This window comes from Klebsiella pasteurii (genome assembly GCF_018139045.1).
Taxonomy (GTDB): domain Bacteria; phylum Pseudomonadota; class Gammaproteobacteria; order Enterobacterales; family Enterobacteriaceae; genus Klebsiella; species Klebsiella grimontii.
Genome location: NZ_CP073236.1, coordinates 2,174,143 through 2,196,473 on the forward strand (window position 1 = coordinate 2,174,143; position 22,331 = coordinate 2,196,473).

Annotated in this window: 19 protein-coding genes; 11 read left to right on the forward strand and 8 right to left on the reverse strand. The window is 54.3% G+C overall.

Translation table 11 applies throughout. The features are described from left to right. Positions 1-23: 23 nt before the first annotated feature. From KCG39_RS10135 to fruB, 5 genes are all read right to left on the reverse strand, one after another. Positions 24-959 carry a pseudouridine-5'-phosphate glycosidase gene (locus tag KCG39_RS10135; protein ID WP_004122893.1) on the reverse strand — a complete coding sequence of 312 codons (936 nt, stop codon included), beginning with the start codon at positions 957-959 and terminating at the stop codon, positions 24-26. Next, positions 952-1,887, reverse strand: a complete 936-nt coding sequence (locus KCG39_RS10140) for a pseudouridine kinase (protein ID WP_142467994.1) — start codon at positions 1,885-1,887, stop codon at positions 952-954. The genes KCG39_RS10135 and KCG39_RS10140 overlap by 8 nt, the downstream gene beginning before the upstream one ends. Positions 1,888-2,212: 325 nt before the next feature. Then, entirely contained in the window at positions 2,213-3,889 is a 1,677-nt protein-coding gene (gene fruA, locus KCG39_RS10145) for a PTS fructose transporter subunit IIBC (protein ID WP_142467995.1), read from the reverse strand. 16 nt (positions 3,890-3,905) lie between these two features. Continuing rightward, positions 3,906-4,844: a 1-phosphofructokinase gene (gene fruK / locus KCG39_RS10150; RefSeq protein ID WP_004103928.1), complete on the reverse strand. Its 939-nt coding sequence runs from the start codon at positions 4,842-4,844 to the stop codon at positions 3,906-3,908. Further along, the gene (fruB, locus tag KCG39_RS10155) at positions 4,845-5,975 is read right to left on the reverse strand and encodes a fused PTS fructose transporter subunit IIA/HPr protein (RefSeq protein WP_004870368.1); all 1,131 of its coding nucleotides are present in this window, start codon (positions 5,973-5,975) and stop codon (positions 4,845-4,847) included. It lies immediately after the preceding gene. 330 nt (positions 5,976-6,305) lie between these two features. Here fruB and setB point away from each other — a divergent pair, with 330 nt between their 5' ends. After that, entirely contained in the window at positions 6,306-7,487 is a 1,182-nt protein-coding gene (setB, locus tag KCG39_RS10160; protein ID WP_032742168.1) for a sugar efflux transporter SetB, read from the forward strand. Positions 7,488-7,523: 36 nt separating this feature from the next. On the opposite strand, the gene KCG39_RS10165 is transcribed toward setB, so the two are convergent. Together KCG39_RS10165 and rihB are read right to left on the reverse strand one after the other, a co-directional pair. After that, positions 7,524-8,774, reverse strand: a complete 1,251-nt coding sequence (locus KCG39_RS10165) for a NupC/NupG family nucleoside CNT transporter (protein ID WP_004122903.1) — start codon at positions 8,772-8,774, stop codon at positions 7,524-7,526. 333 nt (positions 8,775-9,107) lie between these two features. After that, positions 9,108-10,040 (reverse strand): ribosylpyrimidine nucleosidase, encoded by a 933-nt coding sequence (rihB, locus tag KCG39_RS10170; protein ID WP_087829138.1) that lies wholly within the window; start codon positions 10,038-10,040, stop codon positions 9,108-9,110. Between the two features lie 135 nt (positions 10,041-10,175). Here rihB and KCG39_RS10175 point away from each other — a divergent pair, with 135 nt between their 5' ends. Next, positions 10,176-10,874, forward strand: a complete 699-nt coding sequence (locus KCG39_RS10175) for a transcriptional regulator YeiL (RefSeq protein ID WP_004122908.1) — start codon at positions 10,176-10,178, stop codon at positions 10,872-10,874. A gap of 98 nt (positions 10,875-10,972) precedes the next feature. Here KCG39_RS10175 and KCG39_RS10180 read toward each other — a convergent pair whose 3' ends face one another. Then, entirely contained in the window at positions 10,973-11,227 is a 255-nt protein-coding gene (locus KCG39_RS10180; RefSeq protein ID WP_004122909.1) for a YkgJ family cysteine cluster protein, read from the reverse strand. Between the two features lie 148 nt (positions 11,228-11,375). Between KCG39_RS10180 and yeiP the strand changes: the two genes are divergently transcribed. From yeiP to KCG39_RS10225, 9 genes are all read left to right on the forward strand, one after another. Then, on the forward strand, positions 11,376-11,948 hold the full coding sequence (yeiP, locus tag KCG39_RS10185) for an elongation factor P-like protein YeiP (RefSeq protein ID WP_004122911.1): 573 nt from the start codon (positions 11,376-11,378) through the stop codon (positions 11,946-11,948). 317 nt (positions 11,949-12,265) lie between these two features. After that, complete coding sequence (locus KCG39_RS10190; protein ID WP_142467996.1) at positions 12,266-13,732, forward strand: mannitol dehydrogenase family protein; 1,467 nt, start codon at positions 12,266-12,268, stop codon at positions 13,730-13,732. A gap of 119 nt (positions 13,733-13,851) precedes the next feature. Then, entirely contained in the window at positions 13,852-14,829 is a 978-nt protein-coding gene (locus tag KCG39_RS10195; protein ID WP_142467997.1) for a CobW family GTP-binding protein, read from the forward strand. A gap of 35 nt (positions 14,830-14,864) precedes the next feature. Next, on the forward strand, positions 14,865-15,578 hold the full coding sequence (locus tag KCG39_RS10200; RefSeq protein ID WP_162626038.1) for a phosphatase PAP2 family protein: 714 nt from the start codon (positions 14,865-14,867) through the stop codon (positions 15,576-15,578). A gap of 426 nt (positions 15,579-16,004) precedes the next feature. After that, complete coding sequence (gene mepS / locus KCG39_RS10205; protein WP_004122922.1) at positions 16,005-16,574, forward strand: bifunctional murein DD-endopeptidase/murein LD-carboxypeptidase; 570 nt, start codon at positions 16,005-16,007, stop codon at positions 16,572-16,574. Positions 16,575-16,763: 189 nt separating this feature from the next. Then, entirely contained in the window at positions 16,764-18,326 is a 1,563-nt protein-coding gene (locus tag KCG39_RS10210; protein WP_004122925.1) for a cyclic di-GMP phosphodiesterase, read from the forward strand. Positions 18,327-18,396: 70 nt separating this feature from the next. Continuing rightward, positions 18,397-20,202, forward strand: a complete 1,806-nt coding sequence (locus tag KCG39_RS10215; protein WP_032742169.1) for an extracellular solute-binding protein — start codon at positions 18,397-18,399, stop codon at positions 20,200-20,202. A 9-nt stretch (positions 20,203-20,211) separates the two neighbouring features. After that, positions 20,212-21,306 carry a microcin C ABC transporter permease YejB gene (locus KCG39_RS10220; RefSeq protein ID WP_004122930.1) on the forward strand — a complete coding sequence of 365 codons (1,095 nt, stop codon included), beginning with the start codon at positions 20,212-20,214 and terminating at the stop codon, positions 21,304-21,306. Next, positions 21,306-22,331: an ABC transporter permease gene (locus KCG39_RS10225; protein ID WP_004132447.1), complete on the forward strand. Its 1,026-nt coding sequence runs from the start codon at positions 21,306-21,308 to the stop codon at positions 22,329-22,331. Before KCG39_RS10220 ends, KCG39_RS10225 begins: the two co-directional genes overlap by 1 nt.

The window sequence follows — 22,331 nt, forward strand, 5'->3', positions numbered from 1 at the left end:
CCGCAAACGGCCCGCGACTGTCGTCAGGCGATCTGCTGATACTCTTTGGCAATCTCGCAGGCCAGAACGGCGTTGTTGAAGACCAGCTGAATGTTGGATTTCAGGCTATCGCCGCCGGTCAGTTCCGCGACGCGCGCCAGCAGGAACGGCGTGCTCGCTTTACCCACTACGCCCTGCTCTTCCGCCTCCTTCACCGCCTGGTTGATGGCGGCATTGATTTTCTCTTCCGGCATCGCGAACGCTTCAGGAATAGGATTTGCCACCACCATGCCGCCATTCAGACCCGACTGCCATTTCACCGCCATCGCTTTGGCGATGTCTTTGGCGCTATTGAGGCGAATGCTGACGTCAAACGGGCTGGTTCGGCAGAAGAATGCCGGCAGCGCCGAAGTTTGATAACCAATAAGCGGGACGCCAAACGTTTCTAAATACTCGGTGGTTAAACCGAGATCGAGAATAGATTTCGCACCGGCACAGACCACGGTAACGTTGGTATTAGCGAGCTCCTGTAAATCGGCGGAAATATCAAATGTGTGCTCGGCGCCACGATGTACCCCGCCAATACCGCCGGTCGCAAAGACTTTAATTCCGGCCATCGCCGCAATAATCATGGTAGACGCCACGGTGGTCGCGCCATTTAATCCTGCGGCGACAACAAAGGGTAAATCACGACGACTGACTTTGGCGACGTTATGACCTTCGCGACCCAGAAGTTCAATTTCTTCACGGCTTAAGCCAACTTTCATTACGCCATGAATAATTGCGATGGTTGCCGGCACCGCCCCCTGGCGACGAATGGTTTCTTCTACTTCCAGCGCCGTTTGCGCATTTTCCGGAAACGGCATGCCGTGAGAAATAATCGTCGATTCCAGCGCCACTATCGGCTGGTTATTTTTTAACGCCTGCTGAACTTCCGCAGAAATCTGTAATAATTCAGAGGAAATATTTAATTCAGACATATTCTTTCTCCACTAACTTTTTTACGTTGGCGTAAGATAATTTAGGGTTATTGGTGAATTCCGATGAAAGCGCCAGAGAAGAGCATCCCTGAGCAAACTTCACCGCTTGCGAAAATGAGCAGCCGTCGAGCCAGCAGCAGGCCAGACCGGCCATCATCGCGTCACCGGCGCCGGTGACATTGACAACCTGGGTTTTCAGCGGCGCGGACCAGCCGCGTTCCCCATCTTTCTCGCTGTAGTAAACGCCGTCGCCGCCCATGCTCAACACCAGGCGTTTCAGGCCATGATGGTGAAACCAGTCGGCTACGCGAGCCACATCTTCAGTGCCGGACAGCGCGATGCCGCTCAGCGTTTCAGCCTCAATCCGGTTCGGTTTCAGGGTGTGAATACGCCCCAGGTGCTGGCTGATTTTCACGCATTTCCAGGCAGAAACCGGGTCAACAAAAATGGGCGTCGAGCCGCTATTTTCCATTAGCCAGGCCAGCGCCGACTCGCTAATATTGCAGTCAACAACAATCACCGCGGCGCCGCAGATAAAGTCTTGATGCTGCCTTAAAAAGGCCGGCGTAATATGCTCAGTGATGCTCATATCATTAATCGCCACCAGCATTTCACCGGTATTATCAAGCAGCGACAAATAGCTTGATGTGCCTTCACCCGGGATTATCTTACATTTATCGACGTGAACCCCGGACTGGGCCGTTTGATTTAATAATGAATGACCATAAAAATCGTCACCAACAACGGATAATAGCCACGCCGTTTTATTCAATAAGGCAATATTTTGCGCAATGTTGCGCCCCACGCCGCCGGGAGTATATTTTATTTTCCCAGGATTAGAATCAGCGTAGTTTAGCGACACATTGGAATAACCAGCCACATCCATGTTTGCCGATCCAATAATCACAACGTAATCATTTTCAGGCATAAAAATACCCTCCAGCATAAAAAACGCTATGGCAGTAAAATTATTTAATATCAGTAAATAAACACCTCACGATTCACAGCCCCTCATTTAAACACATGTTTGAATGTGAACATGTGTTTATGGTAAGCGGAATAATTTTAAAGTAAAGAGAGGTAAAATAGGATTTTCATATGAACATGAACAAAATCACAAAATTTGGCCAGTATGGTTTTTAAACAGTTTAAAAATGCGAAGAAGAGCACATACGGCGGGAGGGCGGAGGAAGAATGCGGCATAAAAAAAGAGCAGAGAAGACTCTGCCCTTGAGAAGCGTTTGCTACGTCTATCAGGCGGCTTGAACTTCAGGACGTTTCAGCACCGCGTAGGAGAGACCTGCGACCAGCGTACCGACCACAATCGCCATCAGGTAGCCAAGCACCGGCGTAATCGCACCAGGGATCAGCAGGACGAACAGACCACCGTGCGGCGCCATCAGCTTCGCGCCAACCCACATGGACATCGCGCCGGTCACCGCGCCGCCAACGATACAGCAAGGCAGGACGCGCATCGGGTCACGTGCGGCGAACGGAATCGCCCCTTCGGTGATAAAGCACAGGCCGAGAACCAGCGCGGCCTTGCCGCCTTCCTGCTGCGCTTTGTCGAACTTTTTACGCGCAATCAGCGTCGCCAGGCCCAGGGCCAGCGGTGGAACCATACCCGCCGCCATGATAGCCGCCATCGGCGCATAGGTCTGGGTACTCAGCAGGCCAACACCAAACGCGTAGGCCGCTTTGTTCACCGGACCGCCCATATCGGTACACATCATACCGCCGAGGATAGCACCGAGCAGAACCGCGTTCGCCGTCCCCATCGTTTGCAGCCAGTGGGTCAGACCTTCGAGGATCCCGGCAACGGGTTTACCAATCAGGTAAATCATCGCCAGACCGACGATCAGGCTGGAAACCAGCGGAATGATCAGGATCGGTTTCAGCGCTTCCATACTTTGCGGCAGCTTCAGCTTCGTACTGATCGCTTTCGCCACGTAGCCGGCAAGGAAACCGGCGATAATACCGCCGATAAAGCCAGAACCAGTGCTCACCGCCAGCATACCGCCGATAAGACCCGGCGTCAGGCCAGGACGGTCAGCGATAGAGAAGGCAATAAAGCCCGCCAGGACCGGTACCATTAGCGCGAAGGCTGAGCCACCGCCGATTTGCATCAGCGCCGCGGCCAGGGTGTCTTTCACTTCAAAAGCTTTAATACCAAAAGCGAAGGAGAGCGCGATACACAGACCGCCCGCCACCACCATCGGCAGCATGTATGACACGCCGGTCAGCAGGTGGCGATAGGCGCCCGCGGACTCTTTTTTGCCTTCCGCCGCGGCCTGGGATTTACCCGCAGGCTGATACGGTTTCGCTTCAACCACGGCTTTATCCAGCTCCTGCGCGGTTTTCTTCAGCGCCAGGCCGGTGGTGGTGCGATACATCGGCTTACCGGCGAATTTCGCCAGATCCACTTCGATATCGGCAGCGACGACCACCAGACCCGCCTGTTCAACCTCTTCCGGGGTGATTGCATTCCCCGCGCCTACGGAGCCGCGCGTTTCAACCTTCACCCACCAGCCGCGTTTTTTAGCTTCGGTTTCAATCGCTTCCGCCGCCATAAAGGTGTGCGCGACGCCGGTCGGGCAAGCGGTGACCGCCACAATACGTTTTGGACCGTTAGCCGCAGCCGGCAACGCAGCAGCGGCCGGAGCGGCGTAAGGCGTCGCATGGCTTTTGGCTTCCCCGAGGAACAGCTCCGGGTGAGCCACGGCGCGGTTGATATCGCCGAGATAGACCTTTTTGCCATTCAGCGCGCTGTCGGCCGGCAGCGCCGTCCCCAGCACAATCGCCAGCTCAGCGTCATTTGGGTTATCAATCAGTTCGAGTTGCGCTTTTTGCGCCGCGGTGCTTAACAGGGTCTTCGCCACATAGGCGCGAGCCTGTCCAAGCCCGGCATCAATAATCAGCAGCGTTTTCATTATGCCTCTCCTGCTGTTAATTAAAGGGTTGTAAGTCGACGCGCGCCATCATTGCGGCCAACTGGGTACGATCGGTAATACCGACATTGCTCTGACTCACCGCCAGCGCGGCGACTGCCGTTGCCAGGCGCAGCGTATGCTCGCTGGACTCACGCATCAGCAGGCCATAAATCAGGCCGCCAACCATTGAATCGCCGGCGCCAACGGTGCTAACCACTTCTACTGAAGGCGGTTTGGCAATCCATTCTCCGGATGCGTTAACCCACAGGGCGCCTTCTTCGCCCAGGGAGATAACCACGTGAGCGATGCCCTGCTCACGCAGCGCATGAGCAGCTTCAATGACATCTTTCATCTCAGGCAGCTTGCGTCCAGCCCAGATTTCCAGCTCGCGACGGTTAGGTTTAACCAGCCACGGAGCCGCTTTCAGCCCCGCAACCAGCGCTTCGCGGCTGCTATCAAAAATGATGCACGGGCACTGGCTACGCAGACGGGTCATCCAGTCGGTGAACGCTTCCGGGCTAACGCCGGACGGCAGGCTACCGCTTACGCAGACCATATCGAACTGGCCCAGCCAGCTAAGAGAATCATTAACAAAACGCTCCCAGTCGCCCGGCGTCACTTCAAAGCCGGAGAAGTTGAAGTCAGTAACTTCGCCATCTTTCTCAGTCAGCTTGACGTTGATACGGGTACGGCCCTGAACGACCTGAAAACGGTTTGCGATGCCCAGCTCGCTGAACAACTGCTGAAAACCATCCTGATTGTCTTTACCGAGGAAACCGCCAACGGTGACGTCAATACCGAGATCTTTCAGCACTTTTGCAACGTTGATCCCCTTCCCTGCGGCGTGCAAACCGGTGGTGCGAACGAGGTTAACCTCACCGCGCTCAATTTCCGGGGTAAAACCCACCAGGTCATAGGCCGGGTTTAAAGTAATCGTTGCGACACGTCTGCTCATTTATGCGCCCTCCCCAAGGCCTGCGGCGATCGCTTCGCCAATCGCATCCAGCGCCTGCTGCGCATCTTCACCCTGCGCGGTAAAGCGCAAGCGGTGACCTTTCTTAACGCCCAGCGCCACGACTTTCATCAGGCTGCGGCCGTTTGCCGGCTTGCCCGAACCATCAAGGTTGGTGACGGTAATGTCGCTGGAGAATTGTTTAATGGTATTAACCAGCATCGTGCCGGGACGCGCGTGCAGCCCGTGCTCGTTGCGGATAACGTATTCCGCGCTGAGAACATCTTCGGCAATCGCATCGTCGCTGGTCAGAAGAGCCAGCAGCGTGGCGCCATCAGCCTTCAGCAAGCGGTCAGCTTTTTTATCAAGGAGCAGATTGCTCAGGCGATTAAGCACCGCCGTCGGCTGGTCATCGGCCATCGCGACGGTAATCAGCAGAGAAACCGGCTGCTCATCGCTGGTGAAGGCGTTGGCCGCGCGGCTGACGGCAACGGCGCTGCGCAGGTTGCCTTCGGTGCTGTCGTTCAGCCAGATGCCCTGACCGAGGTTCAGCGGTTTATCATTAATCGTACGGCTAACAAAGGAAGCATCGACGGCGCCGGCTTCTTTCAGCCGCGCGGCGTTCAGCGCCTGCAGGGTCAGCAGATCGCTGGCCGCAACGTCCAGGGTTAGCGTCTCATTATCCAGCTTCAGCGCTTCGCTCTGCTTTTCGCCCATCAGCAGGGCGCGCAGCTCTTCGGCGGTCGTCGCGGACTTAAGCTGTTCAGCAACGGAGTCGTCGCTCAGCACGTGGGTCAGTTGACGCAGCAGCCCAAGGTGTTCATCCGAGCTGGCGGCGATACCGATGGCGACGTAGGCGGTTTGCCCTTCGCCCCAGGTCACGCCCTGCGGAAACTGATAAACCTGAACGCCGGTTTTCAGCACCTGGTCGCGGGTGTCGGTGGTACCGTGCGGAATCGCAATACCGTTGCCAAGGAAAGTGGAGGTTTGCTGCTCGCGAGCCAGCATCCCGTTGACGTAGCCGTCTGCCACGTTGCCCGCGCTGACCAGCGCGGAGGCAACCTGACGAATAGCCTCTTCTTTATTACCGGCCTGCTGACCGGGATGAATATCCTGCACAGATAACTGGAACATGGTTCTCCTCTCCTGCTGAATTGAATCGTTTCAGCTACTTTGAGAAAAAATGCGTCATCTACCTGCTGGAGAATCTCCCGATGACGCTGAAACGTTTCAAGAAGTCTGTACCTTTATTAGCCGCCAGGCAAGAAAAGTTCGTTTCCTGATAACAGAAGTTAGAGATACAGCACACTTTTGCTGAAGCAGGAGCTGGATGAAGGGAAAACTTCAGCTTTCTGCTGAAGTTTGATTTTGAAACGTCTTTTTGATTTATTCGTGCCCTGGTACTGTTCATTTTCTGAGTGACGGCGTAAACTCCGCGACTCCTGAAAACCGATGAACGCCGACATGCAAAACAGTAGCGCCGCCCTGCCACGACGCGGGTTTGATTTCACCTCTTCCGCCTTTCTGATCGTCGCCTTCCTGACGGGTATCGCCGGGGCACTCCAGACGCCGACGCTGAGTCTGTTTCTGACTAACGAGGTTCACGTCCGACCGGCGATGGTCGGCTTCTTTTTTACCGGCAGCGCGGTGATCGGCATTCTGGTAAGCCAGTTCCTCGCCGGGCGTTCGGATCGCAAAGGCGACCGCAAGCGGCTGATCGTCTTCTGCTGCCTGATGGGCGTGCTGGCCTGCGTGCTCTTCGCCTGGAACCGTAACTACTTTATTTTGCTGTTTATCGGCGTATTCCTCAGCAGCTTCGGCTCCACCGCGAACCCGCAGATGTTTGCCCTCGCCCGCGAGCATGCGGACAAAACGGGCCGCGAGGCGGTCATGTTCAGCTCGATTCTGCGCGCTCAGGTGTCTCTGGCATGGGTTATCGGGCCGCCGCTGGCCTACGCGCTGGCGATGGGTTTCGGCTTTACCGTGATGTATCTCAGCGCGGCGGTCGCCTTTGTGATCTGCGGCGCAATGGTCTGGTTTTTTCTTCCCAGCATGCGTAAAGAGCCGAAGATCGCTACGGGACATCTCGAAACGCCGCGCACCAACCGCCGCGACGCGCTGCTGCTGTTTATCATCTGTACGCTGATGTGGGGAATCAACAGCCTGTACATCATTAATATGCCGCTGTTTATCATCAATGAGCTGCATTTATCGGAGAAGCTGGCCGGAGTCATGATGGGCACCGCCGCCGGACTGGAAATCCCGACCATGCTGATTGCGGGCTATTATGCCAAACGCTTCGGCAAGCGCTTCCTGATGCGCATCTCAGCGGTGGCCGGCGTGCTGTTTTACGTTGGCATGCTAACCGTACATACCCCCGGACTGCTGCTGGCCCTGCAGGCGCTGAACGCCATATTTATCGGCATTCTCGCCGGTATCGGCATGCTCTATTTTCAGGATCTGATGCCCGGACAGGCGGGCGCGGCCACTACGCTTTATACCAATACCACGCGCGTTGGCTGGATTATCGCCGGTTCGCTGGCGGGCGTCGTCGCGGAAATCTGGAGCTATCACGCCGTCTTCTGGATTGCGCTGGTCATGGGCGTAGCTACCCAGGCCTGCTTGTGGCGTATTAAAGACGTGTAAAGCAGCGGTGTGCCGCATCAGCGGCACACCAGAGTATTACGCCAGGCCAATAAAAAACCCGGCAATTGTTGCGCTCATTAAGTTTGACAGCGTTGCCGCAGCCAGCGCCCTCATCCCCAATTGGGCAATTTCAGACGCGCGCTGGGGTGCAATTGCCGAGAATGCGCCAACCACCACGCCAATAGAACCAAAGTTGGCGAAACCACATAGCGCAAAAGAAATAATGGCGATAGTTTTCACATCCAGCGCTCCCGGCGTTTGCAGGAACGGCGAAAAGTTGAGGTAGGCTACGAACTCGTTAATCGCCAGCTTCTGGCCAATCAGGCTGCCCGCCAGCGTCGCATCACTCCAGTCAACGCCCATTAACCAGGCCAGCGGTGCAAGGATATAACCGAAAATCCCCTCCAGAGTCGCGTGACCAAAACCGAACCAACCGCCGATACCGCCAATCACGCCGTTGATCAGAGCGATAATTGCCACAAACGCCATCACTACCGTCGCCACGCCCACGGCAATTTTTACCCCAGCCATCGCGCCGCTAGCCGCGGCTTCAATAAAACTTTTCGGCGGAGTTTCGGTGAAGGAGAGGTTTTCGAAAGTCACCTGCGATACTTCAGTCGCCGGGCTGAGAAGGCGGGCAAACAGAATACCGCCGGGAATCGCCATCAGCGATGCCGCCAGCAGATAATCAATCGGCACGCCCAGCCCGGCATAGCCAATCATCGTCGACCCGGCGATTGAAGCCATCCCGCTGCAAATCGCGGTAAATAGCTCATTACGATTTAGCTTATTAATAAAGGGCTTAACGATCGCCGGGATCTCATTTTGCCCAAGGAAAATGGTGGTAACGGCAACAAACGACTCAATCTTGCTAATATTCAGCGCTTTCTGGAAAATTCCGCCAAGAGTTCGGATCAGTATTCCCATTACGCCAATATAATAAAGCAGGCTTACCAATGCGGTGATAAAAATAATGGCAGGCAATACCCGAAAAGCAAAAATAAAACCAGAACCATCGAATAAGAGATCCATTTTCGGCCCGACCAGCGAACCAAAAATAAATGCGCTACCGGCATCGCTGTAGGTCATCACTTTATGTACGCCGAAAGCCGCCTGCTCCGCCAACCATTTTCCTGGCGGAAAATAGAGCATAATACCACCAATAGCAATTTGCAGTACCAGCGCCGCGCCAGTCGTGCGCAGACTAATTCGTTTTTTATTTACTGACAGTAGAAAAGCGATTGCCAGTAATACCACCATACCCAGAACACTTCTCATTATATCCATAATGATTATCTCTTGATGCCAGCAAACCCGGCATTACGCCAGGTTTTGGTATGTCTGATTTTATTACGGGCGACAGCTTACTGCCCGCCTGTTTCTATACCCAATGGATTTCAAGTTGCTTAGAGGCGGCAAGAGAGACAAATTCGTCTGGTACGAATTTGAACAGCCAAAGGCTGCCTTTGGTAAGGGACACGGATGTCCCTCATTAAAGCCCCAGGATCTTACTCAAGTAAGTGACGGGGGTGAACGAACGTAGCCAACAAAGAAGCCGCTTGAAAGACGACGGGTATATCAGGCGATGAGGGATATTCCGCACGCCTGGTACAAAGTGAATTAGCGGTACATCCGCACGCACTCTTCGACTAAACCCCAAAACCAATCGGTATCAATAGTGATGCCGACTTTGGTATTCGGCGCTTTACCGAGTACGCCCAGTTCGTCGCAGACCGTACGGCCATAGCAGGGGCCGCTGTTAACATCTACCTCAACATACATGTCCTGTGTTTTGATGGCCTGAGGATTAATCAGATAGCCGATGCAGGTGGCATCATGCACCGGACCACCCGCTAAGCCGTAGTTTTCAAACTGCGTTTTGAGGGTGAAATTCATGATATCGCTAAACAACTGTCCCGCCGGACCGCCGGCTTTTTCCATGCGTGCAATAACATCAGCGGTGCAGACCGTCTGATTAGTCAAATCGAGACCCATCATGACCAGAGGGACACCCGAGCTGAATATCACGCGAGCGGCTTCAGGGTCGGCATAAATATTAAACTCTGCCGATGGCGTAAAGTTTCCGGTACCATAAGCACCGCCCATTAATACAATCTCGCGAATTTTCGGCAGGATTTTCGGCTGCATTCGCATGGCGACGGCTATATTGGTCAGTGGGCCAACGGGCACCAGCGTGATGTCACCCTCACTAGCCATGAGCGTGTCAATAATATATTTAACCGCATGCGTTTCTTCTGCCTGACGAGTTAACGGTGAAAATACCGGCCCATCCAGTCCGGTTTCACCATGAATATTATCAGCGACAATTTGCTGACGCATAATTGGCTGTGGCATCCCGGCATAAATCGGCACATTGACATCTAAATGTTGGCAAACATTTAATCCATTGACTAACGTTTTATCCAGCGTTTGGTTACCCGCAACAATTGTTATTCCTAATAAATCAATTGCCGGATGTCTGGCCGCCATCATTATCGCAATAGCATCATCGTGACCTGGATCGCAGTCGAGTATAATTTTTCTTTTTTCCATTTTTATTCCCTCTTTTCGCTTTTACGCCATTTTTATGTTATTACAGCAGGATTAAACAGGTATCGGATTAACGTTTGCAGCATACCAGGCGAAAACTGATACTGAATATGAGAAATCTCATACCGGGAAGCGACCGTGAAAGAAATCCAAAATGAAAATCTCAAGCAGCAATTGATAAGCGACTCGGGGTACCTGGAAAAATTTTCCGTCGATGTTGTGCGGGATACACGATTGTTCCACGCTGTGGCAGGGGATTATATTGTTAAAGAGGGGGCTCAACCCGCGCACCTTTTTTACCTCGCACGCGGCCGGGCTAAGCTTTACACCACATCAGCTAATGGTCGGGTCTCGCTGATCGACTTCTTTGGCGCACCCTGCTTTATCGGCGAGATAGAACTCATTGATAAACATCACGATCCGCGTGGCGTTCAGGCCATCGAAGCGTGCTGGTGCCTGGCGCTGCCCATCGCTTCATTCCGCCCTTTGTTGCTGAATGACGTCATTTTCCTGCGTAATCTCTGTATCGCGTTAAGCCAAAAAAACTACCGTAACATCGTGTCGCTCACCCAAAATCAATCTTTTCCACTGGTGAATCGTCTGGCAGCATTTATTTTATTAACTCAGCATTGTGATATTTATCACGAAAAACATACCCCGGCGGCGGAATATATGGGAGTGTCGTATCGTCATTTATTATATGTGATCGCACAATTCTGTCAGGAAGGCCTGCTGGTTAAACAGAAATCCGGCTACGCTCTTGGTAATAAGAAGAAACTGATCGCCCTCGCGCGGGAGATGGATCCTGAGCATAATTTTTCTGATTTATTGCATTAAGCTTTTACAAAATTTATACCCTAAATAATTCAAGTTTCAGGAGGCGTGAGCGAGTGAAGCCAACGCACATGCCACTTGAAGTATGACGGGTAAATGCACTACGCAGAGGTGCTCTGTTCAAGATGAAGCAGCCAGGTCATGGCGTCTTCGCGATTGGAGGCGCACATTTCCGCTTCCGGCTTCAGGCTGGCGCACACTTTCGGCCTTAACGGCGAGCCAAAAATAGCGCAGAGATTATTTTGCGATAGCTGCACGCAGCGGGTGTTTGCCGGCTTGCCTTGCGGCATGCCCGGGATAGGGCTGGAGATAGAAGGAGCGATACAGCAAGCTCCGCATTCAGGGCGGCATTCCATAATCGACTCTTCCGATAACGCTTTTAGCAGCCCAGCCTAAACGTTTTACCTGAAGATAGCAAAACAGACGAATTCCACTTGCCTGAAAGGCCCGGCGCGAGTAGTTTTACGCGATATTTTCGACCCTTTAAGTGACAGGATTACTGCAATGCCAAGAGCGAATGAAATTAAAAAAGGTATGGTGCTGAATTACAACGGCAAACTGCTGATTGTTAAAAATATTGATATTCAGTCACCCAGCGCCCGCGGCGCAGCGACGCTGTACAAAATGCGTTTCTCCGATGTACGCACCGGCCTGAAAGTGGAAGAACGCTTCAAAGGCGACGACATCGTTGATACCGTCACCCTGACCCGCCGCTTCGTTGACTTCTCCTATATCGATGGCAACGAATACGTCTTTATGGATAAAGAAGATTACACCCCGTATATCTTTACCAAAGAGCAAATCGAAGAAGAGCTGCTGTTTATGCCGGAAGGCGGCATGCCGGATATGCAGGTTCTGACCTGGGACGGCCAGCTGCTGGCGCTGGAGCTGCCGCAGACCGTGGATCTGGAAATCGTTGAGACGGCACCAGGTATTAAAGGCGCATCCGCTAGCGCCCGTAACAAACCGGCGACGCTGAGCACCGGCCTTGTTGTTCAGGTGCCTGAATACCTGAGCGCGGGCGAGCGCATTCGTATCCATATCGAAGAGAGTCGCTATATGGGCCGCGCGGACTAAACTCTGCGTTTGCAACATCATAAAGGGCAGCCAGCGGCTGTCCTTTTTTTTCGCACCTTATCCGCAGCGCCTGGCCCTCTCTCTGCTGGCAACGTTGCTCTCCCTTCACTCGCTGCAAAGTTGTTATACCAATAGTAATTAAACTATCGCTCCTCTCCTCCGTTAAGCGCGCCCACTTTTCAGGCCAGCCGGGTATTCAGCTAACAATTGATGATCGAGCTCACATTAAGCGGATAAATAAGGCTCACCAATTTAATTTGTTGTCATATAACTTTACACTGGGAATGTTAATTATCCGTTAATCAGGTGTGTTAAGAATGACTACCATTGCTACGGCTACGCTGCCGGAAGGCGTACAGCTCCCTCAATATGACCGCAGCCAGCTGCGTTCGCGTATTGTGCATTTTGGTTTCGGCGCGTTTCATCGCGCGCACCAGGCGCTCCTCACCGATCGGGTGCTTAACGCCGGCGGCGGGGACTGGGGGATTTGTGAGATCAGTCTGTTCAGCGGCGATCGGCTAATGAGCCAGCTTCGCCAGCAGAACCACCTGTTTACCGTGCTAGAAAAAGGCGCCGAGGGCAATCAGCCAATCGTGGTCGGCGCCGTCCATGAATGCCTGAACGCAAAACTGGATTCGCTGGCCGCGATTATTGAGAAATTTTGCGAACCACAGGTCGCCATCGTCTCTCTGACCATCACCGAGAAAGGCTACTGCATCGATCCGGCCAGCGGCCTGCTGGACATGACGCAGCCGCGCATTATCCACGATCTGCAAAACCCGACGCTGCCGCAATCGGTTCCCGGCATTCTGGTCGAAGCGTTATCGCGCCGCCGTCAGCGTGAACTACCGCCGTTTACCGTCCTCTCCTGCGATAACATCCCCAACAACGGGCATGTGGTGAAAAACGCCGTGCTGGGAATGGCAGAAAAACGGAGCCCGGAGCTGGCGCAGTGGATCGCCGAGCACGTCAGTTTTCCCGGCACCATGGTTGACCGTATTGTGCCAGCCGCCACCGATGAATCGCTGGCGGAAATTAGCGCCGCGTTGGGCGTAGAAGACCCCTGCGCTATCAGCTGCGAACCCTTCATTCAATGGGTCATCGAAGATAACTTCGTTGCCGGACGCCCGGCCTGGGAAACCGCGGGCGTCCAGATGACCGATGACGTCCTGCCGTGGGAACAGATGAAACTGCGGATGCTCAACGGCAGCCACTCGTTCCTCGCCTGGCTTGGCTATCTGACAGGTCATGCGCATATTAGCGACTGCATGCAGGATCCGATTTTCCGCAGCGCCGCATACCGCCTGATGCTTGACGAACAGGCGCCGACCTTATCTATTCAGGACGTGGATCTGACGGCGTATGCTGACAGCCTGATCGAACGCTTCAGCAACCCGGCGCTGAAGCATCGGACCTGGCAAATCGCCATGGACGGCAGCCAGAAGCTGCCGCAACGTATGCTTGACGGTATTCGCGTCCACCTTACGCAAGGCAGCCGCTGGCCGCTCCTGGCGCTCGGCGTCGCGGGCTGGATGCGCTACGTCAGCGGTATTGATGATGGCGGAAATGCCATTGATATTCGCGATCCGCTGGCCGATAAGATACAGAAACTGGTCTCCGCCAGCGATGAACACCAGCGCGTAGCGGCCCTGCTTACGCTTGAGGAGATCTTCGGTCACGACCTGCCGCAGGATCCGCAGTTTGTTGCTCACATCACCGCCGCATGGCATCAGCTTGCCGCCTTTGGTGCGCGTCAGGCGATTGCCGCCACGCTGAACGCTTAACAATAACTGCCTTTTAGCGGACAGAGTCCCCTTCTGTCCGCGCTAAGACTTCTCTTTTTCGCTTTTTTTCGTCAGGATAGGCGTAACTGTTACAACATTACATTTATCCTGGAGAAAAAGTGACCAAAACCAACTTGATCACGGGGTTTCTCGGCAGCGGTAAAACCACGACGATTTTGCATCTGCTGGCCAATAAGCCCGCGGATGAAAAATGGGCCGTGCTGGTCAACGAGTTTGGTGAAGTGGGTATTGACGGCGCGCTGCTGGCGGAAAGCGGCGCGCTGCTCAAAGAGATCCCCGGCGGCTGCATGTGCTGTGTAAACGGCCTGCCGATGCAGGTCGGGCTTAATACCCTGCTACGCCAGGGCAAACCCGATCGCCTGCTGATAGAACCCACCGGGCTGGGCCATCCTAAACAGATCCTCGATATGCTGACCGCCTCGGTATACGAGCCGTGGATCGACCTGCGCGCCACCTTGTGCGTGCTGGACCCGCGCCAGTTGCTTGACGAAAAAGCGGTGACCAACGACAACTTTCGCGACCAGCTGGCGGCCGCTGACGTTATTATCAGCAATAAAGCCGACCGCTCGACGGAGGAAAGTCAACGCGCCTTTGCCGCATGGTGGCAGGCCTACGCGGGCGATCGCCGGTTCGTCAGCGCCACGCGGGGCAATATCGACCCGATGCTGCTTGATTTACCGCGCCGCAATATTGCGCCGCTCCCCGCCAGCGCCGAACACGCGCACGGCCACGGGCAGAAACAAGGCCTTGCGGCACTTAGCCTCCCCGCCCATCAGCGCTGGCGTCGCAGCCTGAATAGCGGTCAGGGCTATCACGCCTGCGGCTGGATTTTTGACGCTGAAACCGTTTTCGACACCGTTGCCCTGCTCGAATGGGCGCGCCTGGCGCCGGTCGGGCGCGTCAAAGGCGTGATGCGCATTGCGGAGGGGCTGGTAAGGATCAATCGCCAACAGCTTGATCTGCATATTGAGACGCAGAACCTCTCCCCTCCCGACAGCCGCATCGAGCTGATTGCCGATACCGAGACCGACTGGAATGCACTGCAGGCCTCCTTGTTGAGGATTCGTTTAAGTTAAGACGGCTATGGTTGCCGTCGTTTACCCAATACACGATAGTTATGATTAAAAATCGAATTCCCCTTATTCTGCTGCTGAACGCGGCGGGTATAGCGCTTTTTTGTTCATGGTACCTTCCCGTTAACCATGGTTTCTGGAATCCGCTGGACTCGGCGATCTTCTATTTCTTTAATCACCTGGTTGGCGTGAGCACCGCCTATACCTGGCTGCTGGCGATTATCAATAACCGTGCCTTTGACGCCTGCTCGCTACTGGCGATGGGCAGCCTGATGCTGAGCTTCTGGTTTAAAGAGCAGAGCGCCGGACGCCGGCGGGTGATTATCATCGGCCTGGTGATGCTGCTGGCTGCCGTCATTATCAATCAGCTGGCCCAGCACCTGATGCCGGTTAAGCGCGCCAGCCCTTCGCTCTCTTTTACCGACATCACCAAAGTGAGCGATGTGATCTCATTCCCCACCAAAGATGCTTCAAAAGACAGTTTCCCGGGCGATCACGGGATGATGCTGCTGATATTTGCGTCATTTATGTGGCGTTATTTTGGCCGCCGGGCGTTTGCTATCGCGCTGGTAATATTCGTGGTGTTCGCTTTCCCACGCGTGATGATTGGCGCCCACTGGTTTACCGATATTGCCGTCGGCTCATTAACGGCAGTGCTCATAGGCGCCCCCTGGGTATTGATGACCTCATTGAGCGATAGTGTTATTGCCTTATTTGAGCGCCACCTTCCGGGTAGAAAAGCAAAAATTTAAATCTATCTTTACAATTAATTAATATCATTCATAAGGGATCGTTCTGGGTCCCTTTTTTTGCCCTCGCCTGTTTTCTCATCCTGCATCATCTTTCTGTCATATTAATCATCTTAAAAATGAGTAAATTGCGTATTTTTTACCCATCACTGCCGCTATTTTGTCCTTTGCCGATGATTCACTTTTTGTCGCAAAAATACTTATAAGAAAATGCGTAAAACCGCTCGCCATCCCCCGGTTGATCGGGTAACCTCAATCTCGTTTTGCCTCGTCAGCGACATCAATTCAAAGAATGAATAAATTTGTGCGTGACTCCACAGTTTTATGCTTACGGAATTGTCTCATTGCGACCAGGTAATTAGGCTCTAACACGTTTGGCATTTTTTATAACGACATTGTCGTTAAGGACAACAAGGGATAACACACAGCATGGTCAAATCTCAGCCGATTTTGAGATATATCTTGCGGGTCGCCCCCGCGATTGCAGTTGCGGTTCTGCTTTCCGCGTGTAGTTCAAATAGTACCGCCAGAAATATGCATTCTGAGACGCTTGCTGTGGGTAGTGGCGATTTATCATCACTGCAAGCCTCTCAGGATGAATTTGAAACGATGGTCCGCAACCTGGACGTCAAGTCCCGCTTGATGGATCAGTATGCCAGCTGGAAGGGCGTGCGTTACCGCCTCGGCGGCAGCACCCGTAAAGGCATCGATTGTTCCGCCTTTGTGCAACGGACTTTTCGTGAACAGTTTGGCCTGGAACTGCCCCGCTCCACTTCAGAGCAGCAGGATTCTGGAAAATCGATCAGCCGCGCCCAGCTGCGTACCGGTGATTTAGTCCTGTTCCGCGCCGGCTCCACGGGCCGCCACGTTGGCATCTATATCGGCAACAATCAGTTTGTTCATGCATCCACCAGCAGCGGTGTGACCATTTCAAGCATGGATGAACCGTACTGGAAAAAGCGCTATAACGAAGCGCGACGCGTTCTGAGTCGTTCGTAATCGTCTTCTACCGTTGGTTAATCCCTTGGCCAACGGTAGAAACAAAAAAACACTGCCGAGGCGGTGTTTTTTTTTGCTCGCCAGCCAATAAACTTCGTAAAATAAGCTATGTCTTTAAGCAGGGATAGAAAAAACGTTTTCTATCAGCCCTTTGGCGCACATCAACAATACGGACTGACAATATAGCCTATGCCTACCCGTCACCTCGCTCCCCGGCGAAAAATCTGGCTGACAAGTATATGTATTGGAATAGCCGTCGCCCTGCTGGCCGGTAGCATCCAGTTTATGGTGATTTATCACAACCGGGCGGAGCGTTTCGACGCCATTATTAACAACGTCCATACCTATCTGCAGGACTATTTTCACGATTTAAATCAGACTATCCACGACCTGCAGCCGCTGGTCGATGAGCCATGTGAGAACGTCGCCTCAGGCTTAACCGCCCATGCGGCCTTCAGCCCAAACGTCCGCGCTGTCCTGCTGGTCAAAAATGGCCTCGCGTTTTGTTCCTCCGCTACAGGCGTCATGAGTACGCCCTTAACCCAGCTCATACCGCAGCTTGATGTAACGCAAGCGGTCGATATGGCGATTCTGCCCGGGACGCCAATGATGCCCAAAAGCGCAGCGCTGGCGTTGTGGGTCCGTAGCCCCCACGGTGGGAAAGACGGTATTTTTGTCTCGATTAATGCCAACCTGACGCCCTATATCCTCTATTCAGCGCGACAGAATGATTTCAGCGGCCTGGCGCTGGCTATTAAGGACGTCGCCATTTCCACCTTCAGTAACCAACTCATCGACCCGCAGACCCTGATCTCGCCACCCATTCGCCAGACGCAAATTGACGGCCTGCCGCTGAAAGTCTATCTCTACGCCAACAGCTGGCTGGCGGAGAATACGCAGTTTGCTCTGCTGTTGGGCGTCGTTTGCGGACTGTTGGCCGGGCTTTTAAGCTACTACGTCCTCACCATTAAGTCGGACCCGCGCAAAGAGCTTCTACTGGCCATCAAAAACGATCAGTTCTACGTGGTCTATCAACCGGTGGTGAGGTCAGAGACGCTACAAATTAGCGGCATTGAGGTGTTGATGCGCTGGCGGCATCCGGTGGCCGGCGAGATCCCTCCCGATGTCTTTATCAACCTTGCGGAAACCCAGCAGATCATCATTCCGCTTACCCGCCATCTCTTAACCTTGATTGCGCAGGATGCGCCTGTTCTGCAAACGCTCCTGCCCGCCGGGAGCAAGCTGGGGATCAATATTTCCCCCATGCATCTACACGCCGGGAGCTTTCAGCAGGATCTGCAGCGATTCACCGCCGCCATGCCGGCCGACCATTTTAGCGTGGTGCTGGAAATCACCGAGCGCGCGATGATCGATAAAAATCGTTCCTTAGAAAACTTCGACTGGCTGCACGAGCAGGGTTTTGAAATCGCGATTGATGATTTCGGTACCGGCCATAGCGCGCTAATTTATCTGGAACGCTATAACTTTGATTACCTGAAAATAGACCGCGGCTTCGTACAGGCTATCGGCACGGAGACCGTGACCTCGCCGGTGCTGGACGCCGTTATCACCCTAAGCCGCCGGCTGAAGCTCACCACCGTCGCCGAAGGCGTGGAAACGCAGGAGCAGGCGGAATGGCTGCGCGATCATGGGGTAAATTATTTGCAGGGATACTGGTTAAGCCGACCGCTGACGCTGGAAGCGCTGATCGCCGCCCATGATGAACCGGCGAAATATTTCACAACCCGCTAAGTGTCCTTTATTATTTGCTATCAGAGGTCAGGCCGTTTCAGGCCCGGCATGGGAGGACGATATCCTGGTTATTTTTGCGCGCATCAGCCTGATACTGTTGACCTTATTTAGCCTGCACAGCCAGGCGCAAACCATTAAAGAGAGCGACAGGTTCGCGATTATCGGCGAGCCGAAATACGCCGCAGGCTTCACCCATTACGATTATGCCAATCCCGCCGCGCCTAAAGGCGGCGCAATTACCCTCGCCGCCATCGGCACCTTTGATAATTTCAACCGCTACGCCATGCGCGGCAACCCGGGTATTCGTACCGAAAGTTTATACGATACGCTCTTCACCACCTCTGACGATGAGCCCGGCAGCTACTATCCGCTGATTGCCGAGCATGCGCGCTATGCCGATGATTTTTCATGGATGGAGATTACGCTCAATCCGCGCGCGCGCTATCACGACGGCAGCCCCATCACCGCCGCCGATGTTGCGTTTACCTTCCAGAAGTTTATGACCGAAGGGGTACCGCAGTTTCGCCTCTATTATAAAGGCACCACGGTAAAAGCCATCGCTCCACTCACCGTCCGCATTGATTTAGCCAAACCGGGCAAAGAGAACATGCTTAGCCTGATGACGCTGCCCGTTATGCCGGAAAAATACTGGCAGCACCATAAGCTTAGCGATCCACTCTCTGCGCCACCGCTGGCCAGTGGTCCGTATCGCATCACTGCCTGGCGCATGGGCCAGTACATTACCTACTCGCGGGTAAAAGACTACTGGGCCGCCGACTTACCGGTCAACCGCGGACGCTGGAATTTCGATACGCTGCGCTACGACTATTACCTGGACGACAACGTTGCTTTCGAAGCCTTTAAGGCCGGCGCCGTTGACCGTCGCGAAGAGAACGTTGCCAAAAACTGGGCTACTCGTTACGTCGGGCGCAATTTTACCCACGGCTATATCGTAAAAGACGAATACACCAACACCTCGGCGCAGAACACGCAATGGCTGGCGTTTAATATTCAGCGCCCGGTATTTTCCGACCGCCGGGTACGCGAAGCCATTACCCTCGCTTTTGATTTTGAATGGATGAATAAGGCGCTGTTTTATCGCTCCTACAGCCGCGCCAACAGCTTCTTTCAGAATACCGAATATGCGGCGCGCGATTATCCAGATGCCGACGAGCTCGCCCTGCTGACGCCGCTGAAAAAAGAGATCCCGGCTGAAGTCTTCACGCAGATATACCGGCCGCCGGTTTCCAGCGGCGACGGTTTTGCGCGAGAGAATTTACTCAAAGCCGATGCCATCCTCAACCAGGCGGGATGGATAGTGAAAAACCAGCAGCGGGTAAACGCGCAGAGCGGCAAACCGTTACGCTTTGAGCTGCTGCTCCCCTCTGGCAGTAGCGATCGCTGGGTCCTGCCCTTCCAGCACAACCTCCAGCGGCTCGGCATCGTCATGGATATTCGCCAGGTCGACAACTCCCAATACAGTAACCGCAAGCGCAGCCGGGATTACGACATGATGCCTAACGTCTGGCGCGCCACCCCCTGGCCCGGCACCGACCTGCAAGTCTCCTGGGACTCCGAATATATAAACTCCAGCTACAACGCCTCAGGAGTACAAAACCCGGCCGTCGACCGGCTCATCGCGCAGATTATTCGCTGGCAGGGTAATAAAGAAAAGCTGCTGCCGCTGGGCCGGGCTCTCGACCGCGTGCTGACCTGGAACTATTACATGCTGCCGATGTGGTATATGGCGCAGGACCGAACCGCTTACTGGGACAAATTCTCCTTCCCGCAGACCCGCGCGGTCTACTCCTCCGGTTTCGAAAACTGGTGGTACGACGCAAGCAAAGCGGCCAGACTCCCCGCGGACAGACGCTAAGGAATTAAGATGGGTGCATATCTGCTCCGCCGACTACTGCTCATCATCCCCACCCTGTGGGCGATTATCACCATTAACTTTTTTATTGTGCAGATCGCGCCCGGCGGTCCGGTCGATCAGGCGATTGCGGCGATTGAGTTCGGCGACCGCGGCGGCTTGCCCGGCGCCGGAGACGGCGGCATGGCCGCCAGTCATGCGCGTACCGGGGTCAGCAACATCAGCGATGGGCACTATCGCGGCGGGCGCGGGCTGGACCCGGAGGTGATTGCAGAGATAACCCACCGCTACGGCTTTGATAAGCCTCTGCACGAGCGCTATTTTAAAATGCTCGGAGATTACCTGCGCTTTGATTTTGGCGATAGCCTGTTTCGTAGCTCATCGGTACTACAGCTGATTAAAGACAGCCTGCCGGTCTCTATCACCCTGGGTTTATGGAGTACGCTCATTATCTATCTGGTGTCGATTCCGCTGGGGATCCGTAAAGCGGTCAGCAACGGCAGCCATTTTGACGTCTGGAGCAGTACGCTGATTATTATCGGCTATGCAATCCCGGCATTCCTGTTCGCCATTTTGCTGATCGTTATCTTTGCTGGCGGCAGCTATTTCGATCTCTTTCCGCTGCGCGGGCTGGTGTCAGCCAACTTCGACAGCCTGCCCTGGTACCAAAAAATCCTCGACTATCTCTGGCATATCACCCTACCAGTGCTGGCAACGGTGATCGGCGGTTTTGCCGCCCTCACTATGCTGACCAAAAACAGCTTTCTTGATGAAATCCGCAAGCAGTACGTGGTTACCGCCCGCGCCAAGGGGGTCAGCGAAAAGCAGATCCTCTGGGGACACGTATTTCGCAACGCCATGCTGCTGGTAATCGCCGGTTTCCCGGCCACCTTTATCAGTATGTTTTTTACCGGCTCGCTGCTGATTGAAGTGATGTTCTCGCTAAACGGACTGGGGCTACTGGGCTATGAGGCCACCGTATCTCGCGATTACCCGGTCATGTTCGGCACGCTGTATATTTTTACCCTGATTGGCCTGCTGCTGAATATCATCAGCGATATCAGCTATACGCTGGTCGATCCGCGTATCGATTTTGAGGGCCGCTAATGTCATTTTTTAGTCCCGTCAACCAGGCCCGCTGGGCGCGTTTTCGCCACAACCGCCGCGGCTACTGGTCGCTATGGATCTTTTTAGCGCTTTTCGCCTGTAGCCTGTGCGCTGAGCTGATTGCTAACGATAAGCCGCTGCTCGTCCAGTACCGGGGCAGCCTCTACGTCCCGCTCCTGAAAAACTACAGCGAGACCACTTTCGGCGGCAGCTTTGCCACCGCCGCCGACTATCAGGACCCGTGGCTGCAAAAGCGGCTGGACGATAACGGCTGGGCCCTGTGGGCGCCGGTTCGGTTCGGCGCGACGACCATAAATTTCGCCACCGACGCGCCCTTCCCTTCGCCGCCGTCAGCCCAGAACTGGCTGGGCACCGATGCCAACGGCGGAGACGTGCTGGCGCGAATTCTCTACGGTACGCGCATTTCCATTCTCTTTGGTCTGCTGCTGACCTTCTTCTCCAGCGTGCTGGGGGTGATGGCCGGCGCCGTTCAGGGGTATTACGGTGGAAAAATTGACCTCTGGGGACAGCGGTTTATCGAAGTATGGTCGGGAATGCCGACGCTGTTTCTGATTATCCTGCTCTCAAGCGTTGTGCAGGCCAACTTCTGGTGGCTGCTGGCCATTACCGTGCTGTTCGGCTGGATGACGCTGGTCGGCGTCGTCCGTGCCGAGTTCCTGCGCACCCGTAACTATGATTATATCCGCGCCGCGCAGGCGCTTGGCGTCAGCGATCGCGCGATTATTCTACGCCATATGCTACCTAACGCCATGGTCGCCACCCTGACCTTTCTGCCGTTCATTCTGTGTAGTTCAATAACCACCCTGACCTCGCTCGATTTTCTCGGCTTTGGCCTGCCGCTGGGCTCACCTTCGCTGGGTGAGCTGCTGTTGCAGGGTAAAAACAACCTTCAGGCGCCCTGGTTGGGCATCGCCGCCTTTCTATCGGTGGCGGTACTGCTGACGTTATTGATTTTTATTGGTGAGGCGGTTCGCGATGCCTTTGATCCAAGCAAGGCGGTGTAG

Excerpts from the sequence above, each read along its gene's own strand:
- rihB (WP_087829138.1), bottom strand. The coding sequence starts at position 10,040 with ATGGAAAAAAGAAAAATTATACTCGACTGCGATCCAGGTCACGATGAT.
- KCG39_RS10220 (WP_004122930.1), top strand. The coding sequence starts at position 20,212 with ATGGGTGCATATCTGCTCCGCCGACTACTGCTCATCATCCCCACCCTG.
- KCG39_RS10225 (WP_004132447.1), top strand. The coding sequence starts at position 21,306 with ATGTCATTTTTTAGTCCCGTCAACCAGGCCCGCTGGGCGCGTTTTCGC.
- fruB (WP_004870368.1), bottom strand. The coding sequence starts at position 5,975 with ATGTTCCAGTTATCTGTGCAGGATATTCATCCCGGTCAGCAGGCCGGT.
- fruK (WP_004103928.1), bottom strand. The coding sequence starts at position 4,844 with ATGAGCAGACGTGTCGCAACGATTACTTTAAACCCGGCCTATGACCTG.
- fruA (WP_142467995.1), bottom strand. The coding sequence starts at position 3,889 with ATGAAAACGCTGCTGATTATTGATGCCGGGCTTGGACAGGCTCGCGCC.
- KCG39_RS10210 (WP_004122925.1), top strand. The coding sequence starts at position 16,764 with ATGCCTACCCGTCACCTCGCTCCCCGGCGAAAAATCTGGCTGACAAGT.
- mepS (WP_004122922.1), top strand. The coding sequence starts at position 16,005 with ATGGTCAAATCTCAGCCGATTTTGAGATATATCTTGCGGGTCGCCCCC.
- KCG39_RS10190 (WP_142467996.1), top strand. The coding sequence starts at position 12,266 with ATGACTACCATTGCTACGGCTACGCTGCCGGAAGGCGTACAGCTCCCT.
- yeiP (WP_004122911.1), top strand. The coding sequence starts at position 11,376 with ATGCCAAGAGCGAATGAAATTAAAAAAGGTATGGTGCTGAATTACAAC.
- KCG39_RS10165 (WP_004122903.1), bottom strand. The coding sequence starts at position 8,774 with ATGGATATAATGAGAAGTGTTCTGGGTATGGTGGTATTACTGGCAATC.
- KCG39_RS10140 (WP_142467994.1), bottom strand. The coding sequence starts at position 1,887 with ATGCCTGAAAATGATTACGTTGTGATTATTGGATCGGCAAACATGGAT.
- KCG39_RS10180 (WP_004122909.1), bottom strand. The coding sequence starts at position 11,227 with ATGGAATGCCGCCCTGAATGCGGAGCTTGCTGTATCGCTCCTTCTATC.
- setB (WP_032742168.1), top strand. The coding sequence starts at position 6,306 with ATGCAAAACAGTAGCGCCGCCCTGCCACGACGCGGGTTTGATTTCACC.
- KCG39_RS10135 (WP_004122893.1), bottom strand. The coding sequence starts at position 959 with ATGTCTGAATTAAATATTTCCTCTGAATTATTACAGATTTCTGCGGAA.